Raw genomic sequence first — 20,449 nt, 5'->3', positions numbered from 1 at the left:
GCACATTTACAAAAAAACCAACATGAAGTATTACATAATTGCAGGAGAAGCCTCTGGAGATTTACATGGTTCAAATTTAATGAAGGCATTATATGTTGAAGATCCCGAAGCAGAAATTAGATTTTGGGGAGGAGATTTAATGCAAAAAGCAGGTGGAACTCTGGTAAAACATTATCGCGACTTGGCTTTTATGGGCTTTATTGAAGTGGTTTTCAATTTAAAAACCATTTTAAACAATATTAAAATATGTAAAAAAGACATCACGGAGTTCAAACCAGATGTCATCATTTTTATTGATTACCCGGGTTTTAATATGCGTATTGCAAAATGGGCAAAAGAATTAGGCTATAAAACACATTATTATATTTCTCCTCAAATTTGGGCTTGGAAAGAAAACCGAATTAAAGCGATCAAGCAAGACGTCGATAAGATGTATGTAATATTGCCTTTTGAGAAAAGCTTTTACGAAGACAAACATCATTTCCCGGTAGATTTCGTTGGGCATCCGCTTATCGATGCGATTCAGAATCAGCCTGCCTTTGATGAAGCTTTATTTAGAAAAGAAAATAATCTAGGCGAAAAACCAATCATTGCAGTTTTACCTGGAAGCCGCAAACAAGAAATTACCAAAATGCTGAGTGTAATGCTGAGCGTTGTTGATGATTTTCAGGATTACGAATTTGTTATTGCTGGAGCTCCAAGTCAGGAATACGAATTTTATCAGCAATTCTTAAAAAATAAAAACATTGCATTTGTTTCCAATAAAACGTACGATTTGCTTCGTTCTTCGACAGCCGCTTTGGTAACTTCTGGAACGGCGACTCTTGAAACAGCTCTTTTTAAAGTTCCTGAAGTTGTTTGCTATAAAGGAAGTGAAGTTTCATATCAGATTGCAAAACGCATTATCACTTTAAAATATATTTCTCTTGTCAATTTGATTATGGATCAAGAAGTTGTGACGGAATTAATTCAGGGAGATTGTAATAAAAAACGAATTAAAGAAGAGCTCCAAAAATTATTAGAGCCTGACTATCGCAATAAAGTACTGCAAAATTACGATATATTAGAACAAAAACTTGGCGGAGTTGGCGCAAGTAAGAATACAGCGAAACTCATTGTTGCCGATTTAAAACAAACTAATTAATCTATTTTGAAAAGAATACTCCTTTTTCTGCTTTTAGCAATTGCTTTTACTTCTTGTAAATCAACTTCTTCTGTTGCAAACAAAAACGAATCTAAAAAAGAAAACAGATCGTTGGTAAATAATTTAATTGAAAAAGCAACCGACAATATTGGCGTGCGCTACAAAGCTGGAGGAACTACAAAAAACGGATTTGATTGTTCCGGATTGGTTTATACTACATTTGAAAGTGAAAATATACAACTTCCGAGAAGTTCTTATGAGCAAGCAAAAATTGGAAAAGTAATTCCGTTAAACGATGCCCGAAAAGGCGATCTAATCTTCTTTAAAACCAATAAAAGCAGACAAATTAACCATGTCGGATTAATTACAGAAGCCAATTCTGATGAAGTAAAATTTGTACATTCGTCAACCTCAAAAGGAGTTATTATTTCTTCTACCAAAGAACCTTATTACAAGAATTCTTTCGAACAGGTAAATAGAGTAATTCCTTAAAAAATTCATTTTATTTGTTATTTTTCTTACAAATATTTAATACTTTTATGCCATGAAAGTATTAGATTTTCCGTTAGTAAAAATCACACTTGCGTTTATTCTTGGCATAATCGCTTCTTATTACCTGCATTTTTCTATTTCGATTATTGCCTTTTGGGTTTTAGTTAGCTTTATAGCATTTTGCGGTGCCTTCTTTTGGAATTTAAAGCATAATAAGAAATCTATTTTATTTGGAAACACCTGTTATGTTTTGTCTTTCTTTATTGGAGCATTGACACTTTTCTGCCACACGCAAAGTCTTCAAAAAAGCAATTACACGCATTGTAAAATAGCTTTCAAAAATCCCGAATTTATCACATTAATTTTAAGAGAAAAATTAAAGAGCAACGATTATAGCGATCGTTACATTGGTCTTGTGAAAACAATTTCAGGAAAAGCTTATTCGGGAAAAATAATTGTAAACGTTCAGAAAGATAGCATTCAAAACCCATTAATTGTAGGGAATAGCATTAAAATTCAAACCATTTTAAAGCAAAACAAACCCAGTAAAAATCCGAATCAGTTTGATTACAGCAAATATTTAGCAGACAAACAAATCTATGCTCAGATCTATTGCCAGAAAAAAGAAATTTCGGTCAGCAAAACGGTTCAAAAAGACATTTGGTATTATTACGCAAAATTGCATTCGAGAATAATTTCCAATCTTGAAAAATCAAAATTTAATACAGCTGAAATGAATGTTGCTTTGGCTTTAATTTTAGGGCAGCAGCAAGAGATTTCACAAGATATTATCCAAGATTATCAATATTCTGGAGCTACGCATATTTTATCTGTTTCGGGGCTTCATGTGGGCTTTATAATGCTTTTCATCACTTTCATTTTAAAACCTATTCCCAACACAAGAAAAGGCTCTTTTTTAAAACTGACTTCAATTCTAATTTCTTTAACAGGTTTTGCCATAATTTCTGGTTTATCTCCTTCCGTTTTGAGATCAGTAGTTATGTTCTCTTTTGTTGCAATTGGAAGTCATTTACGCCGAAACGGCAATATCTATCATACTTTACTAGTTTCTATTTTATTGATTTTACTTTTTGAACCCTATTTCTTATTTGATGTCGGTTTTCAATTAAGTTACATCGCATTATTTTTTATACTTTGGCTACATCCCATTTTAAAAAACATCTATAAACCGAAACACAAGATAATCATTTACATTTGGGAAGCTCTCACCGTTTCTTTTGCTGCACAAATTGGCACTTTGCCTTTATGCCTTTACTATTTCCATCAATTTCCCGGTTTATTTTTTGTCACAAACATTATTATATTACCTGTCTTATCATTCATTATGATTGCAGGAATTGTAGTTATGATTATCGCTATTTTTACAAGCCCGCCATTATTCATGATAATGATTTTTGAGAAAAGCATTTATTTGCTAAATTTCATGATTCATGCAGTTGCTTCTGTCGACTCATTTGTTATTCGAGACATCAGCTTTAATTTATATCACTTGTGGGCATTCTCATTCTTCATAATTTGTACGGTAGTCTGGATTAAAAAACCAAGCTTTAACAAATTGACTTTAGTGCTTGTTTCAATTATCTCAATCCAACTTGCTTTCATTTTTACTAAGGCCGAAACTGAAACCGAAGAAGAGTTAATCGTTTACAATGAAAAAAAGAATACGATTATTTCTGAGCGTTTAGGAAGAAACATAGTATTCTATAGTAGAAATATTATAGATAAAAACATGAATAAAAGAAATATAAATTCTTACCTCGTTGGAAATTCAATTACTTTGTCTAAAATCAAAGAGATTAAAAATGTGCTTTACTTTAAAAATACTAAAATTTTAATAATTGATAGTACTAAAGCTTTCTCAGAAAAAATTCAGCCAGACATTCTAATTATTACCCAAACCTCGAGAATAAATCTAGATCGACTGTTACTGCATATTCATCCAAAAATCGTGATAGCTGACGGTTCGAATTCCAATTCAATTCAGAAATACTGGAGAAACAGCTGTCTTAAAAAAAATATCCCTTTTCATTCAACAAAAGAAAAGGGATACTATCAATTATAATTTTATTCTGGATTTAAAATTGAATTGGATTCAGAAATCCAACTTTTAACGCCAGACCCTGTATAGCCAATAATTCCTAACTTATTAAAGTTTGTCTTTCCTTTTCTGACCGTTACCTCAGAAAAGCACACTTGAGGAATATCTTCTATACCGAAAGCATTCTTCAACATTAGGTTTTGTTCTTTAACAGCATCAGAAGCTGAAGAATCTGAAAGGTCTAGTTTTACCAATATGACATTTCGCGACCATTCTTCAAAATCTCGGGTAGCAAAAATTTCATTTTGAAGTTGAGGACTTACGCCTTGAGCAGTAAAAAAAATCAATAACGGTTTTCTTTTTTCTGCACTTACGGCTACAGCATCATTAATGTCGGTTTTCCAAATTATATTTTGAGAATTCATACAAAATGGACTTAAAAATAATAGTAGGATGAGTAATTTTTTAGGCATATAATTTAGGGTTTGGTTATGTTAATAAAACTAAAATAACACAAAAAAAGAATTCAATAAAAATTTTTAATGAATTAAAAACCAAGTTATAAGCATTAAAATCAAATTAACAATAAATGGCTGATTTTTTAATAAATGTTAAATAAACACTAATAAAAATAATCAAATTCTCTGTTTCGATTTAGAAAAAAAAATCCCCTCTCTGTAAAACAGAAAGGGGACTAAAAAAAATTAAAATAAAAGTCGAATGAAATCGTTTACTATTCTACTGGATGCAAAATTGCATTTGATTCTGCAATCCAAGCTTTCGCTCCTCCAGGTTTGTAGGCTATTTTTCCTAAAGCGCTAAATGTAGTTTTGTTTTTTCTTACTGATGCCATTGCAAAACATACTTCAGGAAGATCCTGAACTCCAAATGCATTTTTCAATTTTACATTCTGTTCACGATCACTATCTGAAGCGTTCATATCAGATAAATCTAATTTTACTAAGACCACATTGTCTCGTGACCAAACAGCAAAATCGGGTGTTTTAAAGATTTCGTTTTGAAGATTTTCTGCTACACCTGAGGCAGTGAATAAAATCAGCATTGGTTTTTTCTGTTCATTACTTATAGCAATAGCATCTGTCATGTTTGTTCTCCATGCTAAATTTTGTGCTTGCATCATAAATGAACCTATAAAAAACACTAGGGCAAGTAGTTTTTTAGTCATATAAATTGGTTTTTGGTTAGATTAGCAAGACGAAATTAACATTATATTTTAATTATCCAAATTATATTAATATAAAAAATATATTATGTGTTTTTTTACATACAATAAAATAATAAATACTCAATTTAAAGCAACTTTTACAAAGCGTTTTTCCTACTAAATAAAAAAGGTCCCTTACAGAGTAAGAGACCTTTCATTATTTTTCAAATTAAAATTTACATTTTCTTCGGATGCACTATTCCTTCTGCAACAGTTAACCAAGCTGATGGTCCACCGGCCACATATCCTGTTTTACCAAGACCTTTAAAGTTAACTCTACCATCTTTTGTTTCTGCACTAGTAAAGAATATAGTTGGAAAACCTTGAATCCCAAAAGCTTGCTGCAATTCATTATTCTGGCTTTTAAGTTCTGGTGTCTGAGGAACAGATCTAGGATAATCCAACTCAACTAAAACAACATTATCTGTTGCCCATTTTTTAAATTCTGCTGTCTTTAAAACTTCATTTTGCAAACGAATACACCATCCGCACCAATCACTACCAGTAAAAAACATCAACATTGGCTTTTGTTCTTTATTACTTACAGTAATTGCTTCTCTAACATCTGTATACCATTTTAATTCTTGTGCCTGAAGATTTGCAGCACCAATTAAAAACAAAGCAATAAGTACTATTTTTTTCATAATGAGAAATTTTATACAAATTTATGCAAAAACTAATTACAATATAATTATTTAACTTCTTGCATTAATTTTCTAATCAACGGAGTTAGCACAATAAATGCAATCCCAGCAACAAGTGCATATAAAGCTAATTGATAATATCCATCCGTGTAAGCAATAAGTTTAGACATTAATGTAGTTCCAGTGTTGGCATCAGACATTTCAGCTCCTAATTTTCCTGCAGCAAATTGGCCAAATGCACTTGAAAGAAACCATAATCCCATCATCATTCCGAACAATCTTTTAGGCGATAATTTTGTTATCACAGACATTCCGATTGGACCAATACATAATTCCCCTAGTGTATACAAAAGATATCCTAAAGCAAATACATCCAACGAACTTAATCCGTCTTGGTTTACAAAATATCGAGCAGCATAAAAAATAAAGAACCCTGCCGCTAATAAAATAAATGACAAACCAAATTTAATAACGGTATTAGGCTCTATTTTTCGTTTAGACATATAGATCCACAAAAATCCTAATAATGGACTAAAAATAATAACATACAATGAATTTATACTATTATTTACCACATTCGGATCGATATTAAAGAACAATAATTTATTGGTCAAATTATCTTTCGCAAATAACGACAATGAACCTCCTGACTGTTCAGAGATTGCCATAAACATAAAATATGCAAAAATAAAGATAAAGGCAGCAAAAAACTTAAGTTGTTGCTTTCTCTCTTTTATCATTATCAATTCATACAAAAAATATCCCAATGCCAGAACCCCGATTGTATACATAAAATACTCTGTAAAATCAGAATTAATAACCATTATATACACTAATGGAATTACAGCAAAAGAACCTACATAAACGGCTATTTCAGAAAGATTACGTTTTTTAGATGTCTGATTTTCTAATGGGGAATTTCCAATCGGCGCTAAGTGCTTTTTCGTTAAAAGAAAAGTTACAACTCCAATTATCATAACAATTGCTGCAGAAAGGAAGCAAAGACTCCAAGAATAGTTTTTCCCTAAATAAATAGGAATCGCCCCTCCAAGCATTCCTCCAATATTAATTCCTGCATAAAACAGTCCGTAACCTGCGTCACGACGGCCGTCGCTCTCATGATACAATTCTCCTACCATTGAAGAAACGTTTGGTTTAAAAAAACCGGTTCCAATAATAGAAAGTGTTATTCCGTAATAAAAGAAATCATGTGGATTTGCCGCAATAAGCAAATTCCCCAAAATCATCACGATTCCTCCAAAAAGAAGTGATTTTTTAAACCCTAAAATTTTATCAGCAAAAATTCCACCGATAAAAGTAAATGCATATACAAAAGCCTGAATCGCCCCATATTGCAAATTTGCTTTCCCTTCAACCAAACCTAATTGATCTACCATGAAAACTGCTAAAACCCCTCTCATTCCGTAGAAACAGAAACGTTCCCACATTTCAACCAAAAACAAGTACCACAATTGCTTTGGGTACTTGCCTTTAAAATTTTGAATTTCTTCTAAAGTAATATTGTTTTCCATTCTAATTATCTAACACCGTGCATTAATTTCTTCAATAGTGGTGTTAAAGCAAACAATAAAATCGCTGCAATACCAGTCAAGACAACAAATACCATAAAAAATTCATATAAATTATGGATTTCAAATCCTGCAAATATTGGATTTTGTGCACTAATCTGATGATGATCCAACAAAGCCAATTGGTCTGCTGAAAGCGTTATTTTTTTATCTAAAACTGCCTGAAGATCTATTCCAAGTTCTTTTGCTTTTGCAAATTTATCACCAGTTGCTGGTAAAATAGAACCTAAAGTTCCTCCTAACGCATATCCAGACGCATTAGACAAAAAGAATACTCCATATAATAATGATGCAAAACGTTTTGGAGATAATTTACCTACCAATGATAAACCAATTGGAGATAAACACAATTCAGCACATGTATTTAAGAAATATAATAAGATAAGCCATTTAACTAATAAAAGCCCTGAAGTTCCGATATAAGAAACCTGAGTTGCAATCATAAAGAAACTGATAGAGATGATTACTAATCCCGCTGCTAATTTTACTGGAGAAATTGGCTCTTTTCCTTTAGCTCTTAAAGTATCCCAAAGAACACTGAAAGGAACTGCTAAAACCACAACAAACATTCCGTTAAAAATTTGAACCATCGATGGCGGCATTGCCCAGCCAAAGAAATGTCTGTCTGTTTGGTTATCTGCAATAAAAGTTAAAGATGAACCTGCTTGCTCAAATGCCGCCCAAAAGAAAATAATAAAGAACGAAACGATATAAATTACAATAATTCTATCTCTTTCAACTTTAGTTAAAGAGGTGTCAGAAATGATTAATCCTGCTAAAGCCAAACCACTTGAATAAATCAAAGTGTAAATCAAGTTCTGACCTACAACGTAATGGAAAAAGAATCCTAAAGCAACAAATGCAATTCCTGCACCAATAAGAGCTTTTGTAGAAAAGTTTGCTTTTTGCGCTTCTCCTTCTTCAAAATCCGAAGCATCATTTTTAGAAGGAAGCCCTCCTAATGGTTTTCCTTCTGGAGAAACCACATATTTATTTTTTAAGAAGTAAAAAAGAATTGTACCTAATAACATAGCCACAGAAGCCGCCATGAATCCCCATCTGAAAGCATGGATATCTCTAATTCCTCCTGCATCTTTAACATCTCCTAATAAAGGACAGATAGACTGACCTAAAAATGCTCCAATGTTAATTCCCATATAGAAAATAGTAAAAGCACTATCAAGTTTTGTTTTCTCTTGTTTTGGATACAAACTTCCAACCATACTAGAAATATTTGGTTTAAAGAATCCGTTACCAAAAACAATTACTCCTAACGCGGAGTACATAATGATTTTTGCCAAGCCTAAATTAGATTCGAAAACACTTCCGCTGGTAAACAAAAGCATTTGCCCTATCGCCATTAATAATCCTCCTAATAGGATACAATTTCTGTTTCCTAAGTAACGGTCAGCAACAAAACCGCCCAACATTGGTGTCAAATAACAAAGTCCAAGAAAACCTCCATAAATTAATGATGCTTCTTCTTCCTTCATCAATAATGAATTCACAAGAAATAAGGTCAATAAAGCGCGCATTCCATAAAAATTGAATCGCTCCCACATCTCCGTTCCAAATAATACCCAAAGACCTTTTGGATGCGCTGTTTTTACTTGAGTTTCTCCCATACTATTCTATTTAATTAGGTTTAATGTTTTTAGATTATAAATTTTCTTTAATAAAGTTGGTCATTTTGGTATATAGCTGAACTCTCGTTTTTCCGCCATAAATACCATGATCTTTATCTGGATAAATTTGAGAATCAAATTGTTTATTTGCCTGAATTAAAGCTTCTATCATCTGCATTGTATTCTGAACATGAACATTGTCATCTGCAGAACCATGAATCAATAAGAACTTTCCTTTCAATTTATCAACGTGATTTATAGGAGAGTTTTGATCGTATCCGCTTGCATTTTCCTGCGGAGTCTGCATATATCTTTCTGTGTAAACACTGTCATAAAATCTCCAGTTTGTAACTGGTGCAACAGCAATTGCCATTTTGAAAACATCGTTTCCTTGGAAAATACAGTTCGAAGCCATAAATCCACCATAGCTCCATCCGAAGATTCCAATTCTTGAAGCATCCACATAAGGATAAGCACCTATTACTTTTGCCGCATCAATCTGGTCTTCAACTTCGTATTTTCCTAATTCTTTTTGAGTTACTTTTTTGAAATCGGCTCCTTTGTAACCTGTTCCTCTTCCGTCAACACAAGCTACGATGTAACCTTGCTGAGTTAATGAAGCGAACCAGTAATCATTAGAATTATTCCACTGATTAGCTACTTGTTGAGATCCTGGACCAGAGTATTGGAACATGAAAACAGGATATTTTTTTGAAGGATCAAAATCTTTTGGTTTTAAAATCCATGCATTCAATTCGTTTCCTTTAGCTGTTTTTAAAACAAAGTATTCTTTTGAAGGAAGATCATACGCTTTCAATTTATCAGCAAGCGCCTGATTATTTTCGATAACCTGAATTTCTTTTCCTGTTTTAGCCTCGTTTAAAGTATAAGTTGTAGGCTGTGTATTACTTGAGAAAGTTGTAATAAAATATTGGAAATTCGGACTGAAAGTCGCTGCACTTGTTCCTGTTTTTGAAGACAAACGCACTTTATTTTTTCCATCTAAACCAATTCTGTAAAGATCTCTGTTGATAGAACCATTTTCTGTAGATTGGTAGAAAATAGTTTTTGTTTTTTCGTCGAAACCGTAGTATGAAACAACTTCCCAGTTTCCTTTTGTAACTTGATTTTTAAGTTTTCCGTTTTTATCATACACATAAATATGATTAAAACCATCTTTTTCGCTTGTCCAGATAAAACTGTTATCTTTTAAGAAAGTCAAGTTATCAGTAATATCAACGTAAGCTTTATCTTTTTCATTTAAAACTACTTTTGCAGTCGCTGTATTACCATCAACAAACAATAAATCTAAATTATCTTGATGACGGTTTAAAATCTGTGCAGAAAGTACATTTGCATCATTTGTCCATTGCATTCTCGCAATGTAGAAATCATTATATTTTCCTAAATCTACTTTTTTAGTTGCTCCAGCAGCAACATCATAGATATGCAATGAAACTTCTGAGTTTTTTTCACCTGCTTTAGGATATTTAAAAGTTTCAATTTTAGGGTATAAATCTTTATGGAAGATTGACATTGAAAACTCAGGAACTTGGCTTTCGTCAAAACGAATATACGCTACTTTTTTACTGTCTTTACTCCAGTCGAATGCACGCACAAAAGCAAATTCTTCTTCGTAAACCCAATCAGTAATACCATTTATAACCGCATTTTTCTTTCCGTCTGTTGTAATCGCCGTAGATTTTTTTGAAGCTACATCGTACACATACAAGTTGTTTTCTCTTGCATAAGCGATTTTAGTTCCATCAGGTGAGAAAGTTGGCTCTTGAATTTGGAAATCAACAAGTTTAATCAGAGATTTTGCTGCGATATCGTAAAGGTAGTAATCAGCAGTAAAGGAGTGACGGAAGATTTTAGAAGAATTACAAGCAATTAAGATCTTTTTTTCAGAAGCATCAAAGGTATAGCTATCAATTCCGTCGACAAGTTCTTTATAGTTTTTAGTATCAATAAGATTCGATACTTTTTTCAGGGTTGCAAAATCGTATAAATCAATCTGCATACTTCTGCTCGCCTGGTCAACATTTAAAACAGTATATTGATTTGTATTTTTCAGCGATTGCAGTTCATCCATTCCTTTAGCCCGGAAAGTACCGCTAAAAACATTTTCGACAGTTATTTTCTGCTGTCCAAAAACAACCGCAGTTAAAAATAAAAATACTGCAGTAAATTTACTTGTATTCATTAGAATTATTTTAAATATAAAAAGAGCCCAATTTTAGTAAAAAAAATAAACATAATACACATTTTAAGTGTTAAATGTTAAAAAAAATAACGATTGCGCACTCTCATGTCTGAAATAGATTGCAATCAAAACTCTTAAAATAGTATCTTTGCCGCAACAATATTATTTAATACATTGAGAATGAACAACGCTGTTGCCGGATTTTCTAAATTATCCAAAAAAGAAAAAATTGACTGGATTGCAAATGAATACTTTTCAAATCCAGAAGAGGCACAAAATATTATAAGAAATTACTGGAATTCAGACGAAAAGCTTCAGCAGCTTCATGATGAATTTATAGAAAATACGATCACAAATCTTTATATCCCGCTTGGAGTCGCTCCTAACTTTTTGATCAACGGAAAATACAAAACCATTCCGATGGCAATTGAAGAAAGCTCTGTGGTTGCAGCGGCTTCTAAAGCAGCAAAATACTGGTCCACTAGAGGAGGATTTAAAGCCACTATAATCAATACCGAAAAAATTGGCCAGGTTCATTTTACTTATAGCGGAGATGCAGAAAAACTGAACAACTTTTTTGAACAGATAAAACCTAAATTCTTCTCAGAAACGCAAAGCATAACCAAAAATATGCAGCAGCGTGGTGGCGGAATTCTTGATATTAAATTAAAAGACAAAAGAAGTTTACTAGAAAATTACTACCAGCTTCATGCTACTTTTGAAACCAAAGACAGCATGGGAGCCAATTTTATCAATTCTTGCTTAGAGCAATTTGCTTCTACTTTAAAAGAAGAAGCTCAGAATTTTGACTTATGCCAAAATGGTGAAAAGCTGGAAGTTATTATGAGCATTCTCTCTAACTATGTACCGCACTGCCTTGTTAGAGCCGAAGTTTCTTGCCCAATAGAAGATTTAGCAGAAAAACATATTACCAATCCGCAAGAATTTGCAGAACGTTTTGTTCAAGCTGTGCAGATCGCAAAAGTCGAACCTTTTAGAGCGGTTACACATAATAAAGGCATTATGAATGGTGTAGATGCTGTTATTTTGGCAACAGGAAATGATTTTAGAGCTGTAGAAGCTGGCGTACATGCTTATGCTGCCAAAAATGGACAATACGCAAGTTTATCACATGCCAAAATTGAAAACGGAATTTTTACTTTTTGGCTTGAAATTCCTTTAGCCGTTGGTACTGTTGGAGGTTTAACCTCTTTGCATCCTTTAGTAAAATTGTGTCTTGAAATTTTAGAAAAACCTTCTGCCTCAGAATTAATGGAAATCGTAGCCGTGGCAGGATTGGCACAAAATTTTGCTGCATTACGCTCCTTAACCACAACAGGAATTCAGGAAGGACATATGAAAATGCACCTTAATAATATTATCAATCAATTTGAAGCTACCGATGAAGAGCGTCATTTAATTAAAACGCACTTCAAAAAAACAGCCGTTTCTCATAGCGCTGTGGTAGAATTTATTGAGAATTTAAGAAAACAAAATAAATAAAATTCCAAATTTTAAATTCCAAATTCCAATTTTGGGATTTGGAATTTTAGAAAATTGGAATTTTCCAATAATAAATAGTATGTCAACAACCTTTTATAGTAACGGAAAACTTTTTATCGCTGGTGAATATCTCGTTTTAGACGGAGCAGATGCTTTTGCATTGCCTACAAAATTTGGCCAAGATTTGGTCATTGAAGATTCAGACAACAAGCAGATCGAATGGAAAAGTTATGATTACGACAAACATTTATGGTTTGAGGAAACAATCTCGTTCGATGAAGTTATAAAAGGTTCAGATCCGCAAATTGATACCGTAAAATCAACACTGGTCAATATTCTGCATGAAGCTTATATTTTAAATCCAAAATTTATTGATAATGCCAACGGATATATAGTAAGCACACACTTAAGTTTTCCAAGAAACTGGGGATTAGGAACTTCTTCTACTCTTATCAATAACATTGCACAATGGGCTGGAATTAACGCCTATACTTTACTTAAAAACAGTTTTGGCGGAAGCGGTTACGATATTGCATGCGCACAAAACAACACTCCTGTTTTATACCGAATAAAAGATAATTTTGTACAGCAAGTAGAATTTAATCCAGATTTTAAAGAGCATCTTTATTTTGTTTATCTAAATAAAAAACAAAACAGTAAATCTGCTATCTATTCATACAACAATCATAAAAATAGCCATTTATCAGAAAGTGTTGCGCAAAATAATAAAATCACAAACGCAATACTTCATGCCAAAACATTAAAAGAATTTGCTGCTGCGGTACAAAAACACGAAATTCATCTGAGCAATGTTTTAGAAATGCAGACTATAAAAGAGGCAGTTTTTCCAGATTTCAACGGCGTAATTAAAAGTCTTGGAGCTTGGGGCGGAGATTTTATTCTGGTGGTTTCTAAAGAAAATCCGAAAGAATATTTCTTTAATAAAGGATATGAGACAATTTTGACTTATGAAGAAATGATTCTATAAAGCAATTACAACTAATAATTTGCTTTTTTAGTTTTAACATGTTTTGTCTCCAAACGACGAACCGATTTGCTTTCCTGCTCATTTGACTCTATAAGTCTATTGTGCAAGCGCTCTGCCATTTTTTCGATGCTATTGGTAATCGAATCGTAAACCACTTCCATCCGTCTGTGTTTTTCTTCTTTTACGGCTTTTAGCACATCTTCAACAAAAACCTTATCATATTTTTCAGCTACAGAATCATGTGTATTGGTTAGCCTGATTACATAATCATTGCTCAAAATAGTAACTTTAAAATGCTGTTCTTCGTTACTCAAATAATACTTTCCACCCAATTCATCAACATTGATGTCGGTGCTGCTCACTTTTAAAAGCTCTGTAATAATACCATAGATATGACTTTCTATTTTGGTATATACTCTTGGCTTTTTTCTAAAAAATTTAAAAGTAAAAAACATTAAATGATTTATTATTAAGCTTTTGTTTTTTGGATAATTTATTTTATTGTGTGGCAAAAGCCAAAAATATGTTAAAATTAAAAATCGAGCAAATTAACTGTAATAATTTGAATATCACAAGTTTTTTAAATTAAATTTCGATAATTCCTATATACTTTCAGAAAATTAACAGTAAAAATTTACAAAACAGAATTGCTGATTTCTAAAAAAAGAAAAACCCGAAACACTTAAAGCGTTTCGGGTTTTATATGAGATGAAGTACTTTTTAATTAGTAATTAAATTGTAATCTGTTATCTTCAATTTTAGCATTGTTTTTCAAGGCTGGCAATACTCTATTCACATCAGATGCGCTTTGAGCTTTTACTTTCTCTACATATGCTGCATGATTAGCAATTGCAGGAGCTTTTACAGTTTTGATGTTTTTAACTACATAAACACCTGTGTTTCCTTCAATTGGAGCAGAAATTTTGTTTGCAGTTAAAGCAAATGCATTACCTACAACTCTTGGCTCTTGCCCAACTCCACCAGGAAGAACTGGATTATCAAGAGTTACATCAGTAGCTTGCTGAACAGCAACTCCTGCAGCTTTAGCAATAGCTTCAAGGCTTGAACCTTGCATTTTAGCTTTTAACAATTCTGCTTTTTTCTTATTTTTCAAGATAGGCTCTACATAAGGCCTTGCCATATCAACAGAAACTAAACCAGATTTGTTTTCACCTTTATATTGTGCAATAACGTGTCCTACGTTTGCAATTTCAAAACGTTTAACGTCTCCTTTATCTGTTTCTTTGTCAAAAGCCCATCTTACAATGTTACGTTGGTTTCCTAATGGTCCAAACGCTTCATCCATAGCTTTTGCATTAACTGGCTGAGCCACTTTTAATCCTAATTCTTTAGCAGCAGCGTTGAAGTCTTTATCAGCAGCATCCATTTCAAATTTAGTTGCCAATGTAAATACTTTATCAGAAGTAGCTTCTGAAGGCTCAATTTTTTGAGCAATTGTAGCTAAACGAATTCCGTCTTGTTTATCTGTAATTTTGATAATGTGAAATCCGAAAGGAGTTTCTACTAAACCAACTTTACCAATTCCGTTGCTGAATACAAAATCATTGAAAGGTTTTACCATTTGGTTTGGCCCAAAATATCCTAAGTCACCACCTTGCTGTGCAGATGAATCATCAGAACTTGTAAAAGCCAACATCATAAAACTATCAGGATTAGCCTGTACTTGTGCTAAAATTTCTTCAGCTTTAGCTTTAGCTTCTTCTTTAGTTCTTTTTTCTTTTGGGTTTGGAGTTTGAGATCCTTCGTAACCAATTAAGATATGACTAGCTTTTGCATTAACACCAGCTTTAAATCCTTGAGATTTAGAAATTGCATAGTATCTTCCGTAAACATATGGTCCGTAGATTGCTCCAGCAGGCAAGCTGAATAATTTGTCAGCATCAACAGCTGGCAATGCATTTTTAGGAACATAAGTAGAATCGTAAGGAACATCAGAATTTGCATTTACAAATTCAGCAATGTTTGTAGCGTTTTTAAATCCTGGCAATGTGTCATTTTTACCAGTTTTTGCGTTATAAACAACACTTCCTGATAATAATGCAGTTAATTTAGCTTTAATTTCAGCCTCATCTTCTTTAGAAGCTTTGTCTTCAACTAAAACGTATTGAATCTCGCGAGTTGCATCTGCTTTGAATTTTTTCTCGTTTTTCTTCATGTAAGCAACAATCTCGTCGTCAGAGATTTTTACTTCACTATCTTTAATAGAAGAATAAGGAGCAGCTGCAAAAGCAAAACTTACTTTGTTAGTTTCCATTTCATACTTTAATTTTCCTTCACTAGCAGTTGTGTAAAGGCCTGATTTAATTAAAGTATTATAGATTTGAAATTTTGCGTTCAATTCAGCATCTTTCTCTTTTTGAGCAATATATTGTGCTGCTTCTGGGTTTGATTTAAAATAATCTTTGAACTTAACAACATCAAAAATTCCTGCTGCGTTTAAGAACATTGGGTTTTTACCAATATTTGGATCTGATTTTAAAACCTCTAAAATGTGTTTTTCACCAACTCTCAATCCTAATTTATCAAATTGCGATGACAATAAAGCGATTGAAACTTCTTGATCCCAAACTCTGTTTGCAGCTTCAGTGGAAGTTATACCTTGCCCACTTTTTTCAACATTACTAACTTTAACTCTAAAGTCTTCAAATGAAATATCTTTTCCATCGATGCTTCCTACATCTTTTGAACTTTGACCAAATGTTCCTCTTGTGAATAGATCTTGTATTATAAATGCAAATAATGCAAGTGCAATAACTCCTATCAATAAAGCGGAACGCTGTCTAATTTTTGCTAAAACTGCCATTTTATTATCGTTAATTTTATATTCAGTTTGCGAAAATACAATTATCTAGTTAATAACAATACAACTAGCGTTTTATTTTCAACATTTTTTTTCATTAATTTAAAAAATCACTCTTTAATTGTCAATTTGACTAGTTCTATTTTCTTATTTGAAGCCTCTACAATAGAAAAATGAAACTTATCTATTACAATCTTATCCCCTTTTTGTGGGATTTCTTTAGTATGATTGACAATGAATCCTCCTAATGTGCCATACGAATCTTCTTCGGGAATCATCAATTTATAGGTTTCATTCAAGTATTCAACATCCAATCGGGTTGAAAACAAATATTTGCCCTCTTCTATTTCTTCTTCAATTAATTCTTCGTCTAAATCATGCTCGTCTTCGATTTCGCCAAAAAGTTCTTCTACAATATCTTCAATGGTAACAATTCCAGAAGTTCCTCCATATTCATCCAAAACTACTGCAACGTTTTTTCGTTTTTTGATCAATAAATTCAATACATCTTTGATCAAAATTGTTTCAGGAACAAATTCGACAGTCATCAAAACCGATTTTATCGTTGATGGTTTTTTAAACAGATCAAAGGAATGAACATAGCCTACAATGTCGTCTAATGAATTTTGGCTAATAATAATTTTAGAATATCCTGTTTCTATAAACAAAGCCTTCAGATCTTCGACTGTATCAAACAAATCTATATCTACAATTTCTGTTCGAGGCGTCATAATATCGCGCGCCTTTACATTTGAAAATTCTAAAGCATTCTGAAAAATCTGGATTTCAGAGTCCACCTCTTCATCTTCTTCAACTGTACTCATTTGTTCTGTAATATAATTTCCCAGCTCGATACGGCTAAACAAATGGATTTGATTTCCTTCCGTCCTAAAAAATTTACTTAGCACAAAATCTGCGATCCAAATAAAAAATGTAGAGATGTAATAGAATAACCGGTAAAATAAATAAGCGGGAAGCGCCAGAATTTTAATTAAAGAATTGGCATAAATCTGAAAAAATACCTTCGGAAAAAATTCTGAAGTCAGCAAAACTACAAATGCTGCAAGTAGTGTTTGGATAAGAATATTCCACCAATTAGAGAAAAATAGACCAAAATAAGCCATCCAACCTAAAATCAGATCGCCCATAAAAAAACCGTAAATCACCAAAGCCACATTATTGCCAATAAGCATGGCCGCAATAAACTTAGATGGATTTTCGGTCAGTTTTGTTAAGATTCGAGACAAAAAATCGTCTTGTTTCTTTTCAATTTCGAGATAAATTTTGTTGGCGGATGTAAAAGCAATTTCCATCCCAGAAAAAAAGGCGGCTAGTATTAAACAGATTATTATAATACTAATTTCCATTTTTTATTGTTTTTTGTTTCTGTCGTTATGCCTGTTAAGAAATCTTCTTCTAAAGAAAAACATAAAAACAGCCATCCCTGCAATCACAAAATATAAAGGATAGCTCTCATCACCCTCATTTAGTTTTACGATACCATCATAAGTAAAGAAAACTGCAAAAAGGATGTAAACGTATTGTGTATATTTTAAATAACCCATAATATTATAATTCTTCGTTTGATTCAATTTCACCACTTATTCGTTGCGAATTAATCACTTTAAAATCTTTGCTAAAATCTATTCCCTGACCATGGGAAACTCCTTTTGTATCGGTCAATTTAAATTTTCTTTCCGTGTAAAACCATTCGTTTTTCTGGTCGAAATACAATTGTTCTGTTTCTAAAACCTGTCCAGCTTCTGAAGTGATTTTCACTTTTCCTATCAGATCAATGATTCCTGTATTTTTATACGAAACTGCATAATTTCCTCTTATAAAGGTACGTTTCTGCTTTTTATCGTATAAGGTAACATCAATCCCTTTAGGAAATTCTGTAAAAGGAAAATCAAGATTTGAATAATCTAGCATTTTCGGACTTATCAAAACGCCTGTAATGCGTCCAGAGTCTGTATATTTAATATTTACAGTATCGGCATCGCTGGCAGGAACAAATTCTGAGAAGTTAATTTTCTGAACTTCTTTAAAATTACTTTCGCATCCAAAAAATAGTGTCACAGCAAAAACTGTGACAGCTACGAGACTATATCTTTTTGGTAAATTCATTTGCCAAATGTAGTAAATTGTAATGAGCTTCTAAAAGATAATATGTTTTGATTATTGGTATTTGCTCTTCACGAACCATTTGTCGTTGAAAGAGAAACTCACACTGAAATTAACGTAATTCTCTTGCACTAAATCTGCAGAAGTTGTACCTCGTTTACCAAATTCAATTCCTAAGTTTACATTTGAAAATGATCCCGGAATTGGAATCCCTGCTCCCAATGACATTCCGACATCTTTAATTGATTCATTATTTACGATCAAACCAATTTTTTCATATTTCAAACCTGCTCTATATGTAATTCTGCTCATATAACTTGTAAAAGAAGAATAATTAGGAAGATAGTATCCTCCAAGAGCATATTTAGAATAGCTTTCGTATCTTACGTTATCAGCAGCATTGTAATAATTTGCCAATTGTCCGTCTCCTTGAAAAGTCATATTTGCCCCCACAAGCCATTTTCTAGCCTCACCAACTCCTAATCCAATACTTAATTTATTTGGCAGTTTTAATTTTGTTGATTCTGTTGGAACCACATAAGGATCTGGATCTCCTTGAACCGAAATAACTCTGGTATTATCTGAATTCAGGTTGCTTGAGAAAGTGTAACTTAAACTAGAAAACATACTAACCTTTTTGTATATTTTTTTCTGATACATCGTTCCAAAACTAAATGCCGTACCAGAAAGCTCAGAAGTATTTACCTCTGCTGTTCCGTTTTGGACTCCAGTAATCGCTTCTAGACTTGTTGTGGTAATTTTTCCAAAATTATACTGTGCATCTACCCCAATATTCCAGTCTTTCATTATTTTGTATGATAAACCAAAATATACTTTATTTACACCACCTTTTCCGTCAAGCTGTGAACTTGTTGCCCCTTCTGTTGCAGAATTATCGTTACGAATTTTGTATCCTACTGAAGTGACAGGAATCAAACCAAATGAAGCACCAAATTTCCCCATTGGGATTCCTAATGCTAAATAATCAAAAGTAGAACGCTGTGCTTTTTCTGATGCAGAAGTTGTTTTTAAATTTGAAGTCGCAAATGTTCCTCCAACTGTAAAAGTTGTTTGAATTAAGCTGGCATAACTTGCTGGATTTTCTAAATTTAAGTGAATCGTATCTTGCTCTACTGCAACTCCTGCCATAGATCTGTTTTCAAGAGTTCCCTTGAATCTCACATCTCCTATTCCGAAAAAAGAATAAGGTGAAGCAGTACCTTGTTGAGCGAATGAAACGAACGATATAAGCAAACAAGCGCTTAGTATTACTTTTTTAATCATTGTCGATTTTATATTGATATGTTTGGCTCAAACTCTCCAGAAGGAAATTTGAATTGGCAAATATGGTATTTTTTAATCGTTTAGCCAAAAAATCTGCATCGCCTCCCGTTAAAATTATGATAAAATTTGAAAACTCTTTGCGATATTCATCGATAAAACCGTCAATCTCATAGACGAAACCATTGACAACACCAGAATGTATGGCTTGCGCGGTAGAGTTTCCTATATAAGAATCCGGCGCTTCTAAGCTTAATAACGGCAGTCTGGCCGTAAAATTATGCAGTGATTCGTATCGCAAACGAAGTCCTGGAGAAATGGCTCCTCCCAAATAATTATCATTTTCGTCGATAAAATCGTAAGTAATGCAAGTTCCTGCATCTATAACCAAACGGTTTTGTTTTGGAAATTGTAGTGTCGCACCAGCTGCCAAAATCATCCTATCTATACCTAACGTTTTTGGTGTTGCATATTTATTATGAAAAGGAAAAACATCTTCGTGGGTAAAAAAATGAACTTTAAGTTTATTTTCGAAGGACAAAAATGATTGTTTTTCGATACTTCCGACTGAAGCAACGACCAAATCGGAGCATTTTGGATATTTTTCTAAAATTTTTTCAATTTTTTTTTCGAGTTCGTTTTTTTCAAAAACAAAATTTCCGAGAGCAGTATTATCCTCAAAGACAGATGCTTTAATTCTGGTGTTTCCGACATCGACCGTTAAAATCATATTTTCTTTTTTGCTTTT

17 protein-coding genes are annotated in these 20,449 nt (G+C 32.8%); 5 read left to right on the top strand and 12 right to left on the bottom strand.

The window, feature by feature from the left end; translation table 11 throughout:
* Positions 1-22: 22 nt before the first annotated feature.
* From lpxB to GR162_RS02040, 3 genes are read left to right on the top strand one after another with little or no spacing between them, the layout of a single operon-like run.
* Positions 23-1,144, top strand: a complete 1,122-nt coding sequence (gene lpxB / locus GR162_RS02050) for a lipid-A-disaccharide synthase (protein ID WP_008466483.1) — start codon at positions 23-25, stop codon at positions 1,142-1,144.
* Positions 1,145-1,150: 6 nt separating this feature from the next.
* Positions 1,151-1,636 carry a C40 family peptidase gene (locus GR162_RS02045; protein ID WP_066032933.1) on the top strand — a complete coding sequence of 162 codons (486 nt, stop codon included), beginning with the start codon at positions 1,151-1,153 and terminating at the stop codon, positions 1,634-1,636.
* A 52-nt stretch (positions 1,637-1,688) separates the two neighbouring features.
* On the top strand, positions 1,689-3,719 hold the full coding sequence (locus tag GR162_RS02040) for a ComEC/Rec2 family competence protein (protein ID WP_160780800.1): 2,031 nt from the start codon (positions 1,689-1,691) through the stop codon (positions 3,717-3,719).
* A 2-nt stretch (positions 3,720-3,721) separates the two neighbouring features.
* Here the strand turns inward: GR162_RS02040 and GR162_RS02035 are convergent, their stop codons facing one another.
* The 6 genes from GR162_RS02035 to GR162_RS02010 all read right to left on the bottom strand — a co-directional run bounded on the left by GR162_RS02035 (position 3,722) and on the right by GR162_RS02010 (position 10,984).
* Positions 3,722-4,120: a thioredoxin family protein gene (locus tag GR162_RS02035; RefSeq protein WP_091128397.1), complete on the bottom strand. Its 399-nt coding sequence runs from the start codon at positions 4,118-4,120 to the stop codon at positions 3,722-3,724.
* 308 nt (positions 4,121-4,428) lie between these two features.
* Positions 4,429-4,881, bottom strand: a complete 453-nt coding sequence (locus GR162_RS02030; protein ID WP_008466479.1) for a hypothetical protein — start codon at positions 4,879-4,881, stop codon at positions 4,429-4,431.
* Between the two features lie 215 nt (positions 4,882-5,096).
* A complete protein-coding gene (locus GR162_RS02025) occupies positions 5,097-5,564 on the bottom strand; it encodes a thioredoxin family protein (RefSeq protein WP_008466477.1) in 468 nt (155 codons plus the stop codon).
* 47 nt (positions 5,565-5,611) lie between these two features.
* The gene (locus GR162_RS02020) at positions 5,612-7,096 is read right to left on the bottom strand and encodes a peptide MFS transporter (RefSeq protein ID WP_066032935.1); all 1,485 of its coding nucleotides are present in this window, start codon (positions 7,094-7,096) and stop codon (positions 5,612-5,614) included.
* 5 nt (positions 7,097-7,101) lie between these two features.
* Complete coding sequence (locus GR162_RS02015; protein ID WP_008466475.1) at positions 7,102-8,778, bottom strand: peptide MFS transporter; 1,677 nt, start codon at positions 8,776-8,778, stop codon at positions 7,102-7,104.
* 34 nt (positions 8,779-8,812) lie between these two features.
* Positions 8,813-10,984, bottom strand: coding sequence for a S9 family peptidase (locus tag GR162_RS02010; RefSeq protein ID WP_160780799.1), 2,172 nt, complete (start codon positions 10,982-10,984; stop codon positions 8,813-8,815).
* Between the two features lie 180 nt (positions 10,985-11,164).
* Between GR162_RS02010 and GR162_RS02005 the strand changes: the two genes are divergently transcribed.
* Entirely contained in the window at positions 11,165-12,487 is a 1,323-nt protein-coding gene (locus tag GR162_RS02005) for a hydroxymethylglutaryl-CoA reductase, degradative (RefSeq protein WP_160780798.1), read from the top strand.
* 79 nt (positions 12,488-12,566) lie between these two features.
* Entirely contained in the window at positions 12,567-13,475 is a 909-nt protein-coding gene (locus GR162_RS02000) for a GYDIA family GHMP kinase (RefSeq protein ID WP_160780797.1), read from the top strand.
* Between the two features lie 11 nt (positions 13,476-13,486).
* Here GR162_RS02000 and GR162_RS01995 read toward each other — a convergent pair whose 3' ends face one another.
* The 6 genes from GR162_RS01995 to GR162_RS01970 form a co-directional block, all read right to left on the bottom strand.
* Positions 13,487-13,930 (bottom strand): hypothetical protein, encoded by a 444-nt coding sequence (locus GR162_RS01995; protein ID WP_160780796.1) that lies wholly within the window; start codon positions 13,928-13,930, stop codon positions 13,487-13,489.
* A 269-nt stretch (positions 13,931-14,199) separates the two neighbouring features.
* A complete protein-coding gene (locus tag GR162_RS01990; protein ID WP_160780795.1) occupies positions 14,200-16,299 on the bottom strand; it encodes a peptidylprolyl isomerase in 2,100 nt (699 codons plus the stop codon).
* Positions 16,300-16,406: 107 nt separating this feature from the next.
* Positions 16,407-17,663, bottom strand: coding sequence for a hemolysin family protein (locus GR162_RS01985; protein WP_066032940.1), 1,257 nt, complete (start codon positions 17,661-17,663; stop codon positions 16,407-16,409).
* Between the two features lie 202 nt (positions 17,664-17,865).
* Positions 17,866-18,423 carry an LPS export ABC transporter periplasmic protein LptC gene (gene lptC / locus GR162_RS01980; RefSeq protein WP_008466465.1) on the bottom strand — a complete coding sequence of 186 codons (558 nt, stop codon included), beginning with the start codon at positions 18,421-18,423 and terminating at the stop codon, positions 17,866-17,868.
* A 51-nt stretch (positions 18,424-18,474) separates the two neighbouring features.
* Complete coding sequence (locus GR162_RS01975) at positions 18,475-19,704, bottom strand: hypothetical protein (protein ID WP_160780794.1); 1,230 nt, start codon at positions 19,702-19,704, stop codon at positions 18,475-18,477.
* A complete protein-coding gene (locus GR162_RS01970; protein ID WP_160780793.1) occupies positions 19,697-20,431 on the bottom strand; it encodes a type III pantothenate kinase in 735 nt (244 codons plus the stop codon). The genes GR162_RS01975 and GR162_RS01970 overlap by 8 nt, the downstream gene beginning before the upstream one ends.
* Between the last annotated feature and the right edge of the window lie 18 nt (positions 20,432-20,449).

Origin of the sequence: Flavobacterium sp. HBTb2-11-1 (assembly GCF_009826975.1) — a bacterium.
In the GTDB taxonomy this organism is placed as follows: domain Bacteria; phylum Bacteroidota; class Bacteroidia; order Flavobacteriales; family Flavobacteriaceae; genus Flavobacterium.
Note: the sequence above shows the minus strand (reverse complement) of the source record. Positions and strands in the feature narration are given on the sequence as shown.